The following is a 17,046-nucleotide window of genomic DNA, read 5'->3' on the forward strand; positions in this document are numbered from 1 at the left end:
GCCGCAGGGCCGCGGAGGCACGGCCCCGGGCGGCGTACGGGGCAGGCCGGTCCCCCGGTGATCCCGCCCGGTCACGTTCCGCCACCGGCCGGTCGGTCTCCGGCAGCCGTGCCGTAGCATCCGGCCATGACGAGCACCGTGCTGACCCCGTGGTGGCGGCCCCGCCGTCCCCGGGCGGGAGCGTCCGGGACCGCCGGGTCCATGTCCGCGACGCGCATCCTGGACTGGCGGCACGCGCGCGTCCAGCGGCTGCTGGCCGACGCGCGCGACGGCGCCCCGGACGCGGGGCAGCGGGCGCTGCTGCTCTCCGCGCACCGGCTCATCAGCGAGCGGGTCCGGCCCGTCTACGCCATGAACGACGCCCAGCCCGCCTCGCGCACCCTGGCGCGCCGCCGGGGGTCGTGCAGTCAGCGGCTGGCGGTCCTGGAGGCGGTCGCCCGGGCGGCCGGGGTGCCCACGCGGGTGCGCGGCCTGCTGGTCGACGGCTCGTTCTGGTACCCCCGCTTTCCGCGCGTGCGCCGGCTGGTGCCGGACGCGGTGGTCCTCGCGTGGCCGGAGTTCCGCCTCGACGGCGGGTGGGTGAACGTCTCGGAGCTGTACGCGCCGCTCGGGGTCCTCGGCGCCCGCAATCCGGCCGGCTTCACCAACTCGGGTTCGCAGACGCTGTTCGAGGCGCTGTCGTCCACCGCCGTGGACTGGGACGGCTCGGCGTCGGCGTGCGGTACGGACGGCTGCGCGGCGTACGACCTGTCGGCGATGGTGCGCCGGGACCTGGGGCGGTTCACCTCGCGCGACGAGCTGTTCGCCGCCCACGGCCAGACCCTGTGCCCGCCGGCGCGGGTGATCGGCGGGGCGCTGCTCAGTCGGGTGACGCCGGCGTGACGTGAGTCAGGACGCACCGCCAGCGGCCGTCGCGCCGCAGGAACACGTCCGTCGTCCACTCGTCCGCCTCGTACCGCTCGCCCCGGTGGTGGGCCGTGTTGGTGATCCGGCCGGTGAACAGCGCCGTGTCACCGTCGATCCGGACCCGGGGCTCCCCGACCGGTTCCATCGCCGAGTGGGTCAGCTCCCCCGACGCGACGAGCGCCAGGAAGTGGTCGCGGGTCGCGACGCCCGACGCGGAGACGATGACCCAGTCGTCGGCCATGTACGCGCCGATGCGGGCCGCGTCGTTCGCGACGATGGCGGCCGCCCAGTCGGCGACGACGTCCGCCAGCTCGTCGCCCGGGTCGCCGGGCCCCTTGGGCGGCATCCTCAGAACCCGCCGCCGAAGTCGCCGCCGCCGAATCCTCCGCCACCGAAGTCCCCGCCACCGAAGTCGCCGCCGCCACCGAAGTCGGAGGCGCTGAAGTCGCCGCCGGAGTAGTCGCCGCCCTCGTAGCCGGCGCCGCCGTACTCCGCCGCGTACGCCGGGGTGGCGAGCATCGAGCCGAGCATGGTGCCCATCAGCAGGCCCGGCAGGAGGCCGCCGCCGAAGTACCCGCCGGCCCAGGGCCCGTACACCGGGCCCGCCTCCCAGTAGGGGCGCCGGCCGTACGGTGTCTCCACCGTACGGGCCATGGGGTCCTCGCCCTCCGCGAGCCGGGCGGCGTCCGCAGCGCAGACGGGCACCTGGCGCGCCGCGCCACCGGCCGGGGCCCATTCCACCTCGGTGGCGGCCGGGCCGTGGCGCGGGTCGAAGAAGCAGGGTGCCCGCCGCTCGGGAAGCGGGCGGCCCTCGCGGCGGGCGGACAGGACGGCCAGGGCGTACCGGCCGTCCTCGATGGCCTCGGTCACGCCCCGTACGTCATGGGGGTGCCTGGCCTGGCCCATCAGGGACTTGGCCTTGTCGTACGAGTCGAGGGCGCGCTCGTAGTCGGCGCGCATCGCGTCGTCGGCGCCCTTCTCGGCGGGGTGGAAGTCCAGCCTGTCGAGCTCCTCGCCGTACGCGGTGATGTCCTCGTCGACGACGACCCGCAGCTTCTCCAGGGCCTCCTGCTCCTCCTGCTCGCGGCGGAGGCGCCTCCTGCGGCTGACGGTGAGGGCGGTGGCACCGCCCGCGGCGGCCAGCGCGCCGAGCGCGACCAGTCCGGCGACCGGGACGCGGTCGCCGGGCACTCCGGACCAGGTGCCCGGGGCGTCGCCGCGCACCTGCGGCAGGGCCTGGTCGACGAAGTTGTTCAGCTCGGTGGTGGCGTCCACGCCGGGCTGGCGCACGGACTGGACGACGTTCTGGACGGCCTGGTTGGACATCACGGCACGGTCGGCGCCCGCGGCGAAGTCGTCGCCGAGGCGTACGCCGTACAGGCCGGTGATGCCGGTCTGGGTACGGAGGTTCTGGAGCAGGCCGTCCTTGGGGAACTCCGCCGTGGCGGGCAGGACCGCCACGAAGACCGGCTTGTCGGCGTCCTTGATCTTGTCGGCGAGCGCGTCGGCCTCTGCCTCGGGCAGTTGGCCGGCGGCCGCGGGGTGGACGTAGACCGGGCCCTGTTTCAGGGCCTCGGCCGCGTCCTGGAGCCCCGTGGCCCTGGCGCCCGCACCGGGAGCCAGGGCCAGGAGCAGCAACAGCGTCAGCCCCGCCACGGCGGACAGGGCCGTCATAAGGGTGAACGGCCTGGTCCTCATACCATCGACGCTACCCCAAAAGGGGGTAAAGCGGGCATAACCGTGCGGGGAGATGGAACCGGGGCGAGTGGGAGGATGAGCGAATGGACATCCGGCACAGGAACAACGTTTCGGTCATCGGTCGCCACGACGGCCCCACCCTCGTCCTCGCCCATGGGTTCGGCTGCGACCAGAACATGTGGCGTCTGGTGGCTCCCGCGCTGGCCGAGCGTTTCCGCGTGGTGCTGTTCGACTACGTGGGCGCGGGGCAGTCCGACCTGTCGGCATGGACGGCAGAGCGGTACTCGTCCCTGGACGGGTACGCCGAGGACGTCCTCGACGTCTGCCGTGAGCTGGACCTGCGCGACGCGGTGTTCGTCGGCCACTCGGTGAGCGCGATGGTCGGCGTGCTGGCCGCCGCCAGGGAGCCGGAGCGGTTCGGCAGGCTCGTCCTGCTGACGCCCTCGCCCTGCTACATCGACGACGACGGCTACCGGGGCGGGTTCAGCAAGGAGGACATCGACGAACTGCTGGAGTCCCTGGAGGCCAACTATCTCGGCTGGTCGGGAGCGATGGCCCCGGTCATCATGGGCAACCCCGACCGCCCGGAGCTGGGCGAGGAGCTCACCAACAGCTTCTGCCGCACCGACCCGGACATCGCCCGCGTCTTCGCCCGCACCACCTTCCTGAGCGACAGCCGGGAGGACCTGGCCTCGGTGGCCGTGCCGACGCTGGTCGTGGAGTGCGCCGAGGACGTGATCGCGCCGCGCGAGGTGGGCACCTACGTGCACGCCGCCATCCCCGGCAGCCGTCTGGTCACCCTGGACGCCACGGGACACTGCCCCCAGCTCAGCGCGCCCGGGGCGACCGCCGAGGCGATCCTCGCCTTCCTGGAGGACGAGGGACGATGACCCGGTCGGCAATGGACCCGCCGCCCCCGGCCCGGGTGGTCCCGGACGCGCCGGGCACCGCGCGGACGCCGGTCGGCCCGGCGCCGCCGGAGAGCACCGACAGCCTCGGGGCGTCGGCCGCCGCGTTCGCCCCGCTGCTGGAGGACTCCGCCGAGGACCTGTACGAGAACGCGCCGTGCGGCTACCTGTCCACCCTGATGAACGGCACCCTCGCCAAGGTCAACGGCACCCTGCTGTCCTGGCTCGGATACCGCCGCGAGGAGCTGATCGGCCGCAGGCGCTTCGCCGACCTGCTGACGGTCGGCGGCAAGCTCTACCACGAGACCCACTTCGCCCCCCTGCTGCACATGCAGGGAGAGGTCCACGGGGTCGCGATGGAGCTGAAGGCGGCGGACGGCGCCCGGCTGCCCGTGCTGGTCACCTCCGTGGTCAGGACCGACCCCAGCGGGGCCCCGCTGCTGATCCGCACCACCGTGACCGACGCCCGCGACCGCCGCTCCTACGAGCAGGAACTCCTCCGTGCCCGCCGCGCCGCCGAGGAGGCGCACCGGGAGGCGGAGCGGAGCCGCGAACACCTGCACCAGGTGGTCGCCGTCCTGCAGCGCAGCCTGCTGCCCCCTTCCCTGCCCCACGTGTCGGGCCTGGAGACCGCCGCCCACTACCACACGGCCTCCCCCGACCACCTCGGCGGCGACTTCTACGACCTGTTCTCGCTGGGAGGGGGCCGGTGGGCGTTCTTCCTGGGCGACGTGTGCGGCAAGGGGCCCGAGGCGGCCGCCGCCACGTCGCTGGCCCGCTACACCCTGCGCGCCGCGGCGATGAACGACCCCGACCCCGAGGCCGTCCTGCACACCCTGAACGCGGTCCTGTACGAGCGGTACGCGGGTGACGACCCGCGCTACTGCACGGTGGTCTTCGGGCTCCTCGAGGCGTCGGGCCCGGACGGGGCCGGCTTCGACATCACCCTCGCCGGCGGCGGGCACCCGCCCGCGCTGCTGCTGCGGGGCGACGGCACCGCCGCGTACGTCCCCACCCCCGGCGGTGTCCTCATCGGCATCCTGCCGTCGCCGCAGATCGCCGTCGCCCGCACCCGGCTGGCGCCCGGCGACACCCTGGTGCTGTACACCGACGGCCTGACCGAGGCCCGCACCCCCGCCGGGAGGTACGGTGACGAACAGCTCCTCGCCCACGTCACCGCCCTGGCGCCCTCGGGCGCGGAGCCGACCGTCAAGGCGCTCACCGACCTGCTGGAGAGTTTCGGTACCGGCCTCGACGACGACACCGCCATACTCGCCCTGGGCGTCCCCGCCCGCGTCCCCGAGAACCCGACACCTTCACCATGCTGAACACCACGACACGGCACACCGCCACGGACACCGTGCTGGACGTCCACGGAGACCTGGACTTCCACACCGTCCCCGAGTTCCGCAAGACCCTGGAGGGCCTGGCCCTGGCGCCCGGACGGCGCCTCGTGCTGAACCTGGCCGGCCTCCGGTTCTGCGACTCCAGCGGCATCACCGCCCTGCTCGTCGCCCGCAACCTCGCCGTGGCGGCCCGGACGGACGTCGCGCTGGCCGCGGTGCCGGAGACCACGGTCCGCGTGCTGCGCATCGTCGGGCTCGACCAGGTCTTCACCATCGAACCGGCGGAGCCGGCCGGGGCGGACCGCGCCTGAACCGGCCGCGGCGCCGCCCCGCGCGTCCCTCCTACTCGGCCGGGTCGACGCCCGCCCGCAGCAGACCGTAGGTGTACGCGTCCTCCAGCGCCTGCCAGGAGGCGGCGATGACGTTCTCGCCGACGCCGACCGTCGACCACTCGCCCTCGCCGTCGGTGGTGGTGATCAGCACGCGGGTCGTGGACTGCGTGCCGTGCTTGCCCTCCAGGATGCGGACCTTGTAGTCCACCAGCTCCAGCTTGGCGAGCTGCGGGTAGATCCGCTCCAGGCCGGCCCGCATCGCGAGGTCCAGGGCGTTGACCGGGCCGTTGCCCTCGGCGGTGGCGACGATCCGCTCGCCCTTGGCCCACAGCTTGACGGTGGCCTCGTTGGCGTGGGTGCCGTCGGGGCGGTCCTCGACGATCGCGCGCCACGACTCGGTGCGGAAGTAGCGGCGGGCGCGCCCCTCGACCTCGGCGCGCAGCAGCAGCTCGAAGGAGGCGTCGGCGGCCTCGTAGGTGTACCCCTTGAGCTCCCGCTCCTTGACGCGCTCGACGACCCGGGCGACCAGGGCGCGGTCGCCGCCCAGGTCGACGCCGAGCTCCTTGCCCTTGAGCTCGATGGAGGCGCGGCCGGCCATGTCGGAGACCAGCATCCGCATGGTGTTGCCGACGCGCTCGGGGTCGATGTGCTGGTAGAGGTCCGGGTCCACCTTGATGGCGGAGGCGTGCAGGCCCGCCTTGTGGGCGAAGGCGGAGACACCCACGTACGGCTGGTGGGTGGAGGGAGTCAGGTTGACCACCTCGGCGATGGCGTGGGAGATGCGGGTCATCTCCTTCAGGGCCCCCTCGGGGAGCACCTTCCTGCCGTACTTGATCTCCAGGGCGGCGACGACCGGGAAGAGGTTGGCGTTGCCCACGCGCTCGCCGTAGCCGTTGGCGGTGCACTGGACGTGCGTGGCTCCCGCGTCGACGGCCGCGAGGGTGTTGGCGACGGCGCAGCCGGTGTCGTCCTGGGCGTGGATGCCGAGGCGGGCGCCGGTGTCGGCGAGGACGGTGGAGACCACGGCGTGGACCTGGGCGGGGAGCATGCCGCCGTTGGTGTCGCACAGGATGACGACGTCGGCGCCGGCCTCGTGGGCGGCGCGGACCACGGCCTTGGCGTACTCCGGGTTGGCCCGGTAGCCGTCGAAGAAGTGCTCGCAGTCGACGAAGACGCGGCGGCCCTGTTCGCGCAGGTGGGTCACGGTGTCGCGGACCATGGCGATGTTCTCGTCGAGCGTGGTGCGCAGGGCGAGTTCCACGTGCCGGTCGTGCGACTTGGCGACGAGCGTGATGACCGGGGCGCCGGAGTCCAGGAGCGCCTTGACCTGCGGGTCCTCGGCGGCGGTGGCACCGGCCCGGCGGGTGGCGCCGAAGGCGACGAGCTTGGCGTGCCGGAAGCGGATCTCCTGCTTGGCGCGGGCGAAGAACTCCGTGTCGCGCGGGTTCGCCCCGGGCCAGCCGCCCTCGATGAAGCCGACGCCGAAGTCGTCCAGGTGCCGGGCGATGGTGAGCTTGTCGGCGACGGTGAGGTTGATGCCCTCGCGCTGGGCCCCGTCGCGCAGCGTGGTGTCGAAGACGTGGAAGCTGTCGTCGACGGCCTCGGCACCGGCGGCGACGGGGTGAAGACTGTCGGTCTCCGTGGTCATGGCTGTGTTGGCTCCTGTCGGATGTGGCTCCGGACTGCTGCTGGCTCCACCTGCCCCCATTCTCGCGCGCCGCCGTCGCCGGCCGGGGTGGGGCCGGAAAACGAAAAGACCCCTCGCGGGTGCGAGAGGTCTGCGCGCGGGTCTGGGACTCGGTGTCCACTGCCGCGGGGGTTCTGCCGCGATTCAGTGGTCACTGCGGACCGGCGCGCTGCTGCCCATAATCATGGCGGTAGCAAGCACGGTCGCAGTCTGCCACAGATGGGGGCACCGCCGGACCCGGGTCTCACGATGCGGGCGGCCGCCCGGCGGGCCGTGGCCCGGGCCGGCGACCCCGCGCCGGGGGCCCGCGCCGCGGTCCCGGTCAGGGGACCAGGGTGTCCTCGACGAACTCCCGTACGTGGGCGAGGACGGCCGCGCGGCCGGTGCCGGGTATGCCGACCGCCACGTGAACGCTGAAGCCGTCGAGCAGCGCCCGCATGCGGGCGGCGTACCGGTCGGGGTCCACGGGGCGCAGCTCGCCGCGCGAGATGCCCTCGGCGAGCAGCGCGACCAGGTCGCGGTGCCAGGCCCCCTCGATGGCGGCCTGCCGGGCGCGGGCGTCGGCGTCCGCGTTCTGCGAGCGGTTCCAGACCTCCAGCCAGAGCGTCCAGTGCGGGTCGCGCGGGCCGTCGGGCACGTACAGGTCGACGTACGCGTCGAGCCGTTCGCGTACCGGCGCCGGGCGGGACAGCAGCGCGCTGCGCTCGGCGCCGAGGCGGCCCTCGCTCCACTCCAGGGTCCGCAGCAGCAGTTCGTCCTTGGTGCGGAAGTAGTAGAGGAGGTGCCCGCTGCTCATCCCGACCTCACGGCCGAGCCCCGCCATGGTCAGCCCGTCGAGCCCGCGCTCGGCGATGGTGGCCATGGCGGCGGCGAGCACCTCTTCCCGGGGCGGCGCGGTGTTGCGCCGCCGTGCGGCCGGTGTCGTACGGGGTTCGTTCACTCGTACGTTGTACCCGATCGTTCCGGCACCCGGTGTCAGACCTTCGGCTGCTGCTGGGTGATGCAGTGGATGCCGCCGCCGCCCGCGAAGATCGTCCGGGCGTCGACGAGCGTGACCGTGCGGTCGGGGAAGAGGCGGCGGAAGATGCCGGCGGCGATCTCGTCGCGCGGGTCGTCGAAGGAGCAGAGCACCACGCCGCCGTTGCAGATGTAGTGGTTGATGTAGGAGTAGTCGACCCACTCGCCGTCCTCCTGGAGGACGGTGGGGGCCGGGACCTCGACGACCTCCAGGCGGCGGCCCTTGGCGTCGGTCTGCTTGCGCAGCAGGTCGACGTTGGCCTTGCACAGCTCGTGGTCCGGGTGGGACGGGTCGGGCTGGGTGTGGGCGACGACGACGCCGGGGCGGGCGAAGGCGGCGACGATGTCGACGTGGCCGCGCGTGCCGTACATGCCGTAGTCGCCGGTCAGGCCGCGGGGCAGCCAGATCGCCTTGGTGGTGCCGAGTTTGTCGTGGATCTCCGCCTCGACCTGCTCGCGCGTCCACTCGGGGTTGCGCTCGGGGCCGAGCTGGACGGTGTCGGTGAGCAGGACCGTCCCCTCGCCGTCCACGTGGATGGCGCCGCCCTCGTTGACGAGCGTGGAGGGGTGCACGGGCACCTGGGCGATGTCCGCCACATGGCGGGCGATCTTGGAGTCGTGCTCCCAGCGCGCCCAGTCGGCCGCGCCCCAGCCGTTGAACACCCAGTCGACGGCGGCCAGTTCGGAGCCGTTGGTGACGAAGGTGGGGCCGATGTCGCGCATCCATGCGTCGTCGAGGTCCCGCTCGACCAGGTCGATGTCCGGGCCGAGCAGTGCGCGGGCGGACGCCTCGTCGCCGGGGGCGTGGACCACGGTGACCGGCTCGAAGCGGCGTACGGCGCGGGCGACCGACGCCCATGCCTCGCGGGCCTCGCGCAGCTCGTCGTCGTTGGTGAAGGTCGGGTTCGGCCCCGGCCAGGCCATCCAGGTGCGCTCGTGGGGGGCCCACTCGGCGGGCATGCGGAACATCGCGTGGTCCTTACGGGAAGTCTTCACAGGAAGTAGAGGCGGTTGAGGGAGACGGAGTCGGCGGGGTCGGAGCGGACCGGGTCGCCGTCGAGGGTGACGAGTCCGGTGCGGCCGTCGACCGCCACCTCGCCGATGCGGGAGTTGAGGAGCAGGTCGCGGGGGCCGATGCCGCGGGTGCCGCGCACGGCGACGCGGCGGCGGCGGGTGGGCATCAGGTCGCTGCCCGCCGCGGCGGCGGCGCCGGAGACGAACGCGACGGAGATGTCGGCGGCCGTCGCCCCGAACGCGCCGAACTGCGGCCCGAGGACGAGCGGTTCGCAGGTGTCGGTGGCGGCGTTCGGGTCGCCCACGACCCCGTACGCGGGGAAGCCCGACTTGAGCACGAGCTGCGGCTTGGCGCCGAAGAACTCCGGCCGCCACAGCACGATGTCGGCGAGCTTGCCGGCCTCGATCGAGCCGACCTCGTGCGCGAGGCCGTGGGCGATCGCCGGGTTGATGGTGAGCTTGGCCATGTAGCGCAGGACACGGGCGTTGTCGTCGCCGTCCCCGTCGCCCTCCAGGGGGCCCAGCTCGGCCTTCATCTTCCCGGCCATGGCGAAGGTCCGGCGTACGGTCTCGCCGGCCCTTCCCATGCCCTGCGCGTCCGACGACGTGATCCCGATCGCGCCGAGGTCGTGCAGGACGTCCTCCGCGCCCATCGTCCCGGCCCTGATCCGGTCGCGGGCCATGGCCGCGTCGCCGGGCAGGTCGGTCTTCAGGTCGTGTACGGAGACGATCATTCCGTAGTGCTCGTCGACCGCGTCCCGCCCGAAGGGGAGGGTGGGGTTGGTCGAGGAGCCGATGACGTTGGGGACGCCCGCCATCTTCAGGACGTTGGGGACGTGGCCGCCGCCGCAGCCCTCGATGTGGAAGGCGTGGATCGTGCGCCCCTCCAGCACCTTGAGGGTGTCCTCGACCGACAGGCACTCGTTCAGGCCGTCGCTGTGCAGGGCGACCTGGACGTCGTACTCCTCGGCGACGCGCAGCGCGGTGTCCAGCGCCCGGGTGTGGGCGCCCATGTCCTCGTGGACCTTGAAGCCGGAGGCGCCGCCCTCGGCGAGCGCCTCGACCAGCGGGGCGTCGTGGGAGGAGGAGCCGCGGCCGAGAAAGCCGATGTTGACCGGCCAGGCGTCGAAGGCGTTGAAGGCGTGGCGCAGCGCCCATGGGGAGTTGACGCCGACGCCCCACACGGGGCCGAACTCCTGGCCGATGATCGTGGTGACGCCGGAGGCGAGCGAGGCCTCCATGATGCGCGGCGACAGCAGGTGGACGTGGGTGTCGACGGCGCCGGCGGTGGCGATGAGGCCCTCGCCGGAGACGATCGAGGTGCCCGTGCCGACGACCACGTCGACGCCGTCCAGGGTGTCGGGGTTGCCGGCCCGGCCGATGGCGTGGATGCGGCCCTCGCGGATGCCGATGGACACCTTGCGGATGCCCTGGACGGCGTCGATGACGAGGACGTTGCTGATCACGACGTCGCAGGTGTCGCGGACGGCGGCGGCCTTGAGGTGCAGTCCGTCGCGGGCGGTCTTGCCGAAGCCGGCGAGGAACTCGTCGCCGGGCTTCTGGGCGTCCGACTCGACCCGGACCGTGAGGCCCGAGTCGCCGAGGCGGACGCGGTCGCCGGCGCGGGGGCCGTGGGTGGCGGCGTACTCGTAGGGGGTGAGGCGGCGCGCTTCGGCGGGGTGGCCTCCGGGGCGGCTCATCGTCCGGCCTCCTGCTCAGTCGTGTCCGGTACGCCGAGGTAGCCGCAGGCGGCGGCGCGGCGCAGTGCTTCCTCGCGGGCGCCCGGGGCGTCCAGCGGTCCGTCGACCAGTCCGGCGAAGCCGATCGCGATGCGGTCGCCGCCGATGGGGACCAGGCCGACCTCCTCGCTCTCGCCGGGTCCGAAGCGCACGGACGATCCGGCGGGGACGGCGAGCCGCATGCCGTAGGCGGCGGCGCGCGCGAAGTCGAGCCGCGGGTTGGCCTCGAAGAAGTGGAAGTGCGAGGTCACGGAGACCGGCACGCTCGCGGTGTTGGTGACGCGCAGCCGCACCACGGGCTCGGGGTCGGAGTGCTCCGGTCCCGGCAGCAGTGCGCCGGGGGCGTCGCCCTCCTGGCTTCCTCCGCCGATGGGGTCGCTGACCACCGCGAGCCGGGAGCCGTCGTCGAAGACGGCCTCCACGTGGACCTCGGTCACCACGTCCGCGACGCCCGGCAGGACGTCGTCGGGGCCGAGCACCGAGCGGGCGGCTTCGATCGCCTCGGCGAGCCGCCGTCCGTCGCGGGCGGCCTCGCAGACCGTGTCCGCGATGAGGGCGGTCGCCTCGGGGACATTGAGCCGCAGACCACGGGCCCGGCGGGCCCGGGCGAGCTCGGCGGCGCCGAAGATCAGCAGCCGGTCGCGTTCCGTGGGGGTCAGTCGCACGTCACCACACCTTCCTGTTTGAGCACCACTCTAACCACAGGATTCCGCGAGGGAAACCATTGACGTGAGCCCCAAGCATCAGTCACATTGAGCGTCACTCTAAATGTCGGACCAGAGACCGGCCTGCGACGGGCGGAGCCAGGGAGAACACCCATGCCGACGATTGAACAGCGCGGAGTCGACACCGTCCCGGAGGCGGAGCGCACCAGCGGGCCGCGCGACCTCGTCTCGATCCTGCTGGGCTCGAACCTGTGCCTGGGCGTGATCGTCTTCGGCTGGCTGCCGGTCTCCTTCGGGCTCGGCCTGTGGGCCTCGGTGACCTCGGTCCTGGCCGGGACCGTCGTCGGCGTGGCCGTCACCGCCCCGCTCGCGCTGGTCTCGCTGCGCACGGGGACGAACCTGTCGACGTCGAGCGGCGCCTTCTTCGGCGTACGCGGCCGGCTCGTCGGCTCGGTGGTGGGCCTGCTGCTGTCGCTCGGGTACACGGCGCTGACGCTGTGGATCGGCGGCGACGTCATGCTCGGCACCCTCGCCCGCCTGTTCGACGTGCCGACCGGCGCGGGGGCGCACACCCTCGTCTACGTGCTGCTGGCGAGCTGCACGGTCGTCGCCGCCGTGTACGGCTACCGGCTGCTGCTGCGGATCAGCCGGTACCTGGCCGTGGGCATGACGCTGCTGCTGCTGCTCGGCGTGCTCGCCTACGCGGGCGACTTCACCACCGCGCCGCCGCCGGACACCCCCTACCTGCTGGGCTCCTTCTGGCCGACGTGGCTGCTGTCCGCCGTGGCGGCGGGGCTGAGCGGCCCGGTCGCCTTCATCACCCTGCTGGGCGACTACACGCGGTACGTCTCGCCCGAGCGGCACCGCCCGCGCACGGTGCTGCGGGCGACCTGCGCGGGCCTGTTCGTGGGCCTGCTGGTGCCGCAGCTCTTCGGTACGTTCACGGCGCTGGCCGCGCGGGCGGGGCTCGACTACGCGGGGCCGCTGGTCGCGACGGCGGCGCCCTGGTACCTGCTGCCGCTGCTGGTGGCGGCGGGCGCCGGCTCGGTCGGCAACGCGGGGCTGATGCTCTACTCGATGGGGCTCGACCTGGACGCCATCGTGCCGCGCGCCACTCGCACCACGGCCACGCTGGTGGTCGCCGCCGTCGCCACGGCGCTCGTCTTCGCGGGCCACTTCGCCTGGGACGCGCGGTCGGCGATGACCTCGTTCGTGCTGCTGCTGACCGCGCTCGGCACACCGTGGGCGGTCATCACCCTGATCGGTCACCGCCGGTGCCGCGGCGCGTACGACGCGGAGGCGCTCCAGGTCCACAACCGGCGGGCGAAGGGCGGGATCTACTGGTTCCGCGCCGGGTGGCACCCCCGTGCCACGGCGTCCTGGGCGCTCGGTGCGGTGGTGGGCCTGGCGGCCGTCTCGACGCCGCTGTACGAGGGCCCGCTGCTCGCGCTGACCGGCGGCGTCGACATGAGCTTCGTCCTGTCCGGGCTGGCGGGGGGCATGGCGTACGCGGTGCTGACGGCCGCCTCCACGGCCCCGGCCCCCGCCCCGGCCGCCGCTCCCGCCACGGCCACGGCCGGGGCGCCGGCCCCGCGGCCCGAGACCGCCGCGCCCTGACGCGCGGCACGCGGAACCGCCCGCGCCCCCGAGCGGGGGGCGCGGGCGGTTTTCCGTGTCCGGCGGGTCAGCCGATCCGGTGGGTCCAGCCGTGGACGTCCTCGGCGGCACCGGTCTGGATGTCCAGCAGCGCCCTGCGGAGCTTCAGGGTGACCTCGCCGGGCGTGCCGTCGCCCTGCGTCCACTCGCCGCCGGCCGACTTCACCGTGCCGACCGGGGTGATGACGGCCGCCGTACCGCAGGCGAAGACCTCCTTGAGCGTGCCGTTCTCGGTGTCGCGCCGCCACTGGTCGATGGAGACGCGGCTCTCCTCCGCCTCGTACCCGAGGTCACCGGCGAGCTTGAGGAGCGAGTCACGGGTGATGCCGGCGAGGAGAGAGCCGGTCAGCTCGGGCGTGACGATCTTGTTCTCGTACACGAAGTACAGGTTCATGCCGCCGAGCTCCTCGACCCACTTGTGCTCGACCGCGTCGAGGTAGGCGACCTGGTCGCAGCCCTTGGCGGCCGCCTCGGCCTGGGCGAGCAGCGACGCGGCGTAGTTGCCGCCGGTCTTGGCGAAGCCGATGCCGCCGGGGACCGCGCGGACGCGGTCCTCGGAGAGCCAGATCGAGACGGGCTTCACGCCGCCGGGGAAGTACGCGCCGGCCGGCGAGGCGATGACGATGAACAGGTACTCGTTGGCCGGGCGGACACCGAGCCCGACCTCGTTGGCGATCATGAACGGGCGAAGGTACAGCGACTCCTCGCCGCCGTGCGGCGGGACCCACGCCTGGTCCTGCTGGACGAGCGCGTCGCACGCGGCGACGAACGTCTCGACCGGCAGCTCCGGCATGGCCAGGCGCTTGGCCGAGATCTGGAACCGCTCGGCGTTGGCCTCGGGCCGGAAGAGCGAGACCGAGCCGTCGGGGCGGCGGTACGCCTTGAGCCCTTCGAAGATCTCCTGCGCGTAGTGCAGCGTCATGTTCGCGGGGTCGATCGACAGCGGCGCGTACGGCGTCAGCTCGGCGTCGTGCCAGCCGCGGCCCTCCGTCCACTTGATCGTCACCATGTGGTCGGTGAAGTGGCGGCCGAATCCGGGGTTGGCCAGAATCGCCTCGCGCTCCGCGTCGGACAGCGGGTTCGAGGAGGGCTTGAGCTCGATCGTGGGCGTCGTCGTCATGAGTGCTGTGTCCTTCACCGTTGTGTGTGACGGACCGCGCTCACGCCGCTACATCTGCTAGGACGTCCGAGCTTTCCCGCATGCCGCGGCCCCGCGTTCGATTATCGCGCGCGTGACCCCGTGCAATGAAACGGCTGGAGTGCGGTCCAGGGTTGATGGTGGCACCCGGGGCCGCACAGGAGAAGCCGCCGGGTGCGGATGCGACCCGGCGGCTGTCTTGGATGGCGTCAGTCGGCGGGTCAGCTCGCTACGCGTACCGCGAGCGCGTCGCCGATCTCGTCCGTCGTGCGGGGCGCCGCGCCGTCCCGCTCCGCCAGGTCGGCGGCGACCGCGTCCTCGATGCGCACGGCCTCGGCCTCGTACCCGAGGTGGCGCAGGAGCAGCGCGACGGAGAGGATCGTCGCCGTGGGGTCGGCCTTGCCCTGGCCCGCGATGTCGGGCGCGGAGCCGTGGACGGGCTCGAACATCGACGGGAACTCGCCCGTCGGGTTGATGTTCCCGGACGCGGCCAGGCCGATGCCACCGGTCACGGCGGCGGCGAGGTCGGTCAGGATGTCGCCGAAGAGGTTGTCGGTGACGATGACGTCGAAGCGCTCGGGCTGCGTGACGAAGAAGATCGTCGCGGCGTCGACGTGCAGGTAGTCGGTGGTGACCTCGGGGTACTCCTCACCGACCTTGTCGAAGATCTTCTTCCACATGTGGCCGGCGTAGACGAGCACGTTGTTCTTGTGGACCAGCGTCAGCTTCTTGCGCGGGCGGGCATTGGCCCGCTCGTACGCGTCCCGGACGACGCGCTCGACGCCGTACGCGGTGTTGACGCTGACCTCGGTCGCGACCTCGGCCGGGGTGCCGGTGCGCAGGGAGCCGCCGTTGCCCGTGTACGGGCCCTCGGTGCCCTCGCGGACGACGACGAAGTCGATGTCGGGGCGGCCGGCCAGCGGGGTCGCGGTGTTCGGGAACAGCTTCGACGGACGCAGGTTGACGAAGTGGTCGAAGGCGAAGCGCAGCTTGAGCAGCAGCCCGCGCTCCAGGACGCCGGACGGGACGGAGGGGTCGCCGATGGCGCCGAGCAGGATGGCGTCGTGGCTCCTGAGGGACTCCAGCTCCGCGTCGGGGAGGGTCTCCCCGGTGCGGTGCCAGCGCCTGGCGCCGAGGTCGTACTCCTTGGTCTCCAGCTTCACATCCTGCGGGAGGACGGAGCGAAGGACCTTCAGGCCCTGGGCCACGACCTCCTGGCCGATGCCGTCACCGGGAACCACTGCGAGATTGATGCTGCGAGACATGTCGGCACCCTACTCCCCGTCCCATTGCCTGACATGCACGTTCCAGGATGTGGACGGATCGGTGTGTTCGCGGGCGGGTCAGTGCCCGGTGGCCCCGCCGTTGTCCCGCCGGTCGAGGGCCCGCTGGAGCGCGGCGGCGGCATTGCGGCGCTCGGTGTCGGTGGGGCGGGGGGCGGTGTGGCGGACACGGCGAACGACGGTCTGAGCGGCCATGACGATCGACTCCTTGAGATCAGAATGATTCGAGGCGCCGGAAGGGGCAGGGAGCGCGGCCGCAGGGGTTGCCTGCCGGGGGCACGGCGCTCACGTCCGCCAATCGCTCGATGGAGCGGGACGTTCGGCTTCTACAAAGCTAAGCCGTGGAGGAGCGTCTGTCTCCACAATTACTCGGACTTCCTACTATCTGAGACGCGCACGCCCGTCGTCACAGAACGTCACCGTCCCGCCAGTCGAAGAGCAGCGCGCCCGCGTCCGCCGTGGGCAGCGGGCGGCCGGCCGCGGGGCGCAGGTAGGTGCTGTCCTCCTCGTCCGGCAGGTGCACGACCCCGTCGGGGCCGTACGCCTCGACGCGGCCGTTCCAGAGCTGCCAGCCGCGCGCCCGGTACAGCTCGGCCCCGTCGTCGGACGCGGACAGGGCGCCGAACGCGTAGGCCCCGTCGACGACCTCCTCCAGCGCCGCCATGACCCGGCCGCCCAGTCCCTGGCGGCGGCGGTCGGCGCGCACGGCGACGGCCTCCACGTACCCGACACGGTACGAGCGGCCGGCGTGCGCCACCCGTCGCATGATCACGCTGCCGTGGGCGGCGACGCCGTGCTCGTCCTCGACGAAGGCGTGGACGCCGCCGAGCCCGTGGTCCCAGTCCTCCTCGGCGAAGTCCCCGTCGAACGCGGCGTTCAGCATCGTCCGTATCGCGGCGAGCGCGGAGTGACTGAGCTGGTAGGTGTGGGCCAGGTGCAGGGAGTCGGTCATACGGCCATCTTCCAGCGGGCGGCGGGGCGCGTGGGGGCAATCCGGCCCCCCCCGCGCCCCGCCGTCACCCGCTGTGAGAACCGGCCGCCGTCAGAGCCGTCCGCCGGTGAGCCGGGACAGCGGCCCGCGCCGGCGCAGCCCGGCCCGGCGGCCGAGGGCGTACGAGGACGCCACGACGGTCACCACACCGGCACCGGCCCCGGCGGCGATGGCCTTCCTGGCCTTCACCAGCGTCCAGGCCACGCCCGCCTTGCCCACGGTCTGCCCGGCCGCCGTGCTCACGGCCGACTGGACGGTCCTGGCCGCGGACCTGGCCTTCTCGCTGGTCGCCCCGCCGAGCCCGGCGAGGGCCTCCTTGCCGCCGCGTGCGGACCGCGACGCGGACGACGCCGCGTCCTGCGCCCGCTCCTTGGTCGCGGTGCCGGCCCGCGAGGCGGTCTTGGTCGTCGAAGTCTTGTTCGTGTCAGCCATGGTGTGCGGGTAACCGCTGTACGCCGCGGCAAACTGACGGCAGCTCAACGCCGTGGCGGTCGCGACCGCGCCCGCGGCGCCGCTGGGGGCGAACACGGCGTCGCGGAACCCGCGTTATGCGCGATCACGGTGGTGAAGGCCGTGACGTTCCGACCGGTGATGAGGCCGATGCCGGCGGCGTGGCCGCCCCGTCCGTCCGCCCGAGGGGCGCCACCCGGGGTGCGGGGCGAGGGC

Annotated in this window: 17 protein-coding genes; 5 read left to right on the top strand and 12 right to left on the bottom strand. The window is 73.1% G+C overall.

Annotated elements, in window-relative coordinates; translation table 11 throughout:
* Positions 1 to 126 precede the first annotated feature (126 nt).
* On the top strand, positions 127 to 882 hold the full coding sequence (locus E2B92_RS25290; RefSeq protein WP_126885238.1) for a transglutaminase domain-containing protein: 756 nt from the start codon (positions 127 to 129) through the stop codon (positions 880 to 882).
* On the opposite strand, the gene E2B92_RS25295 is transcribed toward E2B92_RS25290, so the two are convergent.
* Both E2B92_RS25295 and E2B92_RS25300 read right to left on the bottom strand, forming a co-directional pair.
* On the bottom strand, positions 860 to 1,252 hold the full coding sequence (locus tag E2B92_RS25295) for a nuclear transport factor 2 family protein (protein ID WP_126885237.1): 393 nt from the start codon (positions 1,250 to 1,252) through the stop codon (positions 860 to 862). The genes E2B92_RS25290 and E2B92_RS25295 overlap by 23 nt on opposite strands.
* Before the next feature lie 2 nt (positions 1,253 to 1,254).
* Complete coding sequence (locus E2B92_RS25300; RefSeq protein ID WP_126885236.1) at positions 1,255 to 2,604, bottom strand: hypothetical protein; 1,350 nt, start codon at positions 2,602 to 2,604, stop codon at positions 1,255 to 1,257.
* Positions 2,605 to 2,687: 83 nt separating this feature from the next.
* On the opposite strand from E2B92_RS25300, the gene E2B92_RS25305 reads away from it, so the two are divergent.
* Genes E2B92_RS25305 through E2B92_RS25315 form a run of 3 tightly spaced genes read left to right on the top strand, consistent with a single transcriptional unit; the run spans position 2,688 to position 5,169 of the window.
* Positions 2,688 to 3,494 carry an alpha/beta fold hydrolase gene (locus E2B92_RS25305; RefSeq protein ID WP_126885235.1) on the top strand — a complete coding sequence of 269 codons (807 nt, stop codon included), beginning with the start codon at positions 2,688 to 2,690 and terminating at the stop codon, positions 3,492 to 3,494.
* A complete protein-coding gene (locus tag E2B92_RS25310; RefSeq protein WP_235023970.1) occupies positions 3,491 to 4,840 on the top strand; it encodes a PP2C family protein-serine/threonine phosphatase in 1,350 nt (449 codons plus the stop codon). Before E2B92_RS25305 ends, E2B92_RS25310 begins: the two co-directional genes overlap by 4 nt.
* Positions 4,834 to 5,169, top strand: coding sequence for an STAS domain-containing protein (locus tag E2B92_RS25315; RefSeq protein WP_126885234.1), 336 nt, complete (start codon positions 4,834 to 4,836; stop codon positions 5,167 to 5,169). The genes E2B92_RS25310 and E2B92_RS25315 overlap by 7 nt, the downstream gene beginning before the upstream one ends.
* 31 nt (positions 5,170 to 5,200) lie before the next feature.
* Here E2B92_RS25315 and cimA read toward each other — a convergent pair whose 3' ends face one another.
* From cimA to ureA, 5 genes are all read right to left on the bottom strand, one after another.
* The gene (gene cimA / locus E2B92_RS25320) at positions 5,201 to 6,838 is read right to left on the bottom strand and encodes a citramalate synthase (protein WP_126885233.1); all 1,638 of its coding nucleotides are present in this window, start codon (positions 6,836 to 6,838) and stop codon (positions 5,201 to 5,203) included.
* A gap of 361 nt (positions 6,839 to 7,199) precedes the next feature.
* Positions 7,200 to 7,739 (bottom strand): TetR/AcrR family transcriptional regulator, encoded by a 540-nt coding sequence (locus E2B92_RS25325; RefSeq protein WP_235023978.1) that lies wholly within the window; start codon positions 7,737 to 7,739, stop codon positions 7,200 to 7,202.
* Positions 7,740 to 7,852: 113 nt separating this feature from the next.
* Entirely contained in the window at positions 7,853 to 8,863 is a 1,011-nt protein-coding gene (locus tag E2B92_RS25330; RefSeq protein ID WP_126885232.1) for an agmatine deiminase family protein, read from the bottom strand.
* Positions 8,864 to 8,886: 23 nt separating this feature from the next.
* Entirely contained in the window at positions 8,887 to 10,608 is a 1,722-nt protein-coding gene (locus E2B92_RS25335) for an urease subunit alpha (RefSeq protein ID WP_126885231.1), read from the bottom strand.
* On the bottom strand, positions 10,605 to 11,312 hold the full coding sequence (gene ureA, locus E2B92_RS25340) for an urease subunit gamma (RefSeq protein WP_126885230.1): 708 nt from the start codon (positions 11,310 to 11,312) through the stop codon (positions 10,605 to 10,607). Before ureA ends, E2B92_RS25335 begins: the two co-directional genes overlap by 4 nt.
* Positions 11,313 to 11,465: 153 nt before the next feature.
* Here ureA and E2B92_RS25345 point away from each other — a divergent pair, with 153 nt between their 5' ends.
* Entirely contained in the window at positions 11,466 to 12,929 is a 1,464-nt protein-coding gene (locus E2B92_RS25345) for a cytosine permease (protein WP_126885229.1), read from the top strand.
* Between the two features lie 67 nt (positions 12,930 to 12,996).
* Here the strand turns inward: E2B92_RS25345 and E2B92_RS25350 are convergent, their stop codons facing one another.
* The 5 genes from E2B92_RS25350 to E2B92_RS25365 form a co-directional block, all read right to left on the bottom strand.
* The gene (locus E2B92_RS25350) at positions 12,997 to 14,088 is read right to left on the bottom strand and encodes a branched-chain amino acid aminotransferase (protein ID WP_126885228.1); all 1,092 of its coding nucleotides are present in this window, start codon (positions 14,086 to 14,088) and stop codon (positions 12,997 to 12,999) included.
* A gap of 239 nt (positions 14,089 to 14,327) precedes the next feature.
* Positions 14,328 to 15,371 carry a 3-isopropylmalate dehydrogenase gene (locus E2B92_RS25355; RefSeq protein WP_126885227.1) on the bottom strand — a complete coding sequence of 348 codons (1,044 nt, stop codon included), beginning with the start codon at positions 15,369 to 15,371 and terminating at the stop codon, positions 14,328 to 14,330.
* A 78-nt stretch (positions 15,372 to 15,449) separates the two neighbouring features.
* On the bottom strand, positions 15,450 to 15,584 hold the full coding sequence (locus E2B92_RS33850; RefSeq protein ID WP_260604347.1) for a hypothetical protein: 135 nt from the start codon (positions 15,582 to 15,584) through the stop codon (positions 15,450 to 15,452).
* A gap of 211 nt (positions 15,585 to 15,795) precedes the next feature.
* Complete coding sequence (locus E2B92_RS25360; protein WP_126885226.1) at positions 15,796 to 16,341, bottom strand: GNAT family N-acetyltransferase; 546 nt, start codon at positions 16,339 to 16,341, stop codon at positions 15,796 to 15,798.
* Between the two features lie 90 nt (positions 16,342 to 16,431).
* Positions 16,432 to 16,812, bottom strand: a complete 381-nt coding sequence (locus E2B92_RS25365) for a hypothetical protein (protein WP_126885225.1) — start codon at positions 16,810 to 16,812, stop codon at positions 16,432 to 16,434.
* Between the last annotated feature and the right edge of the window lie 234 nt (positions 16,813 to 17,046).

It is taken from the genome of Streptomyces sp. WAC05374 (assembly GCF_004353505.1).
GTDB lineage: Bacteria > Actinomycetota > Actinomycetes > Streptomycetales > Streptomycetaceae > Streptomyces.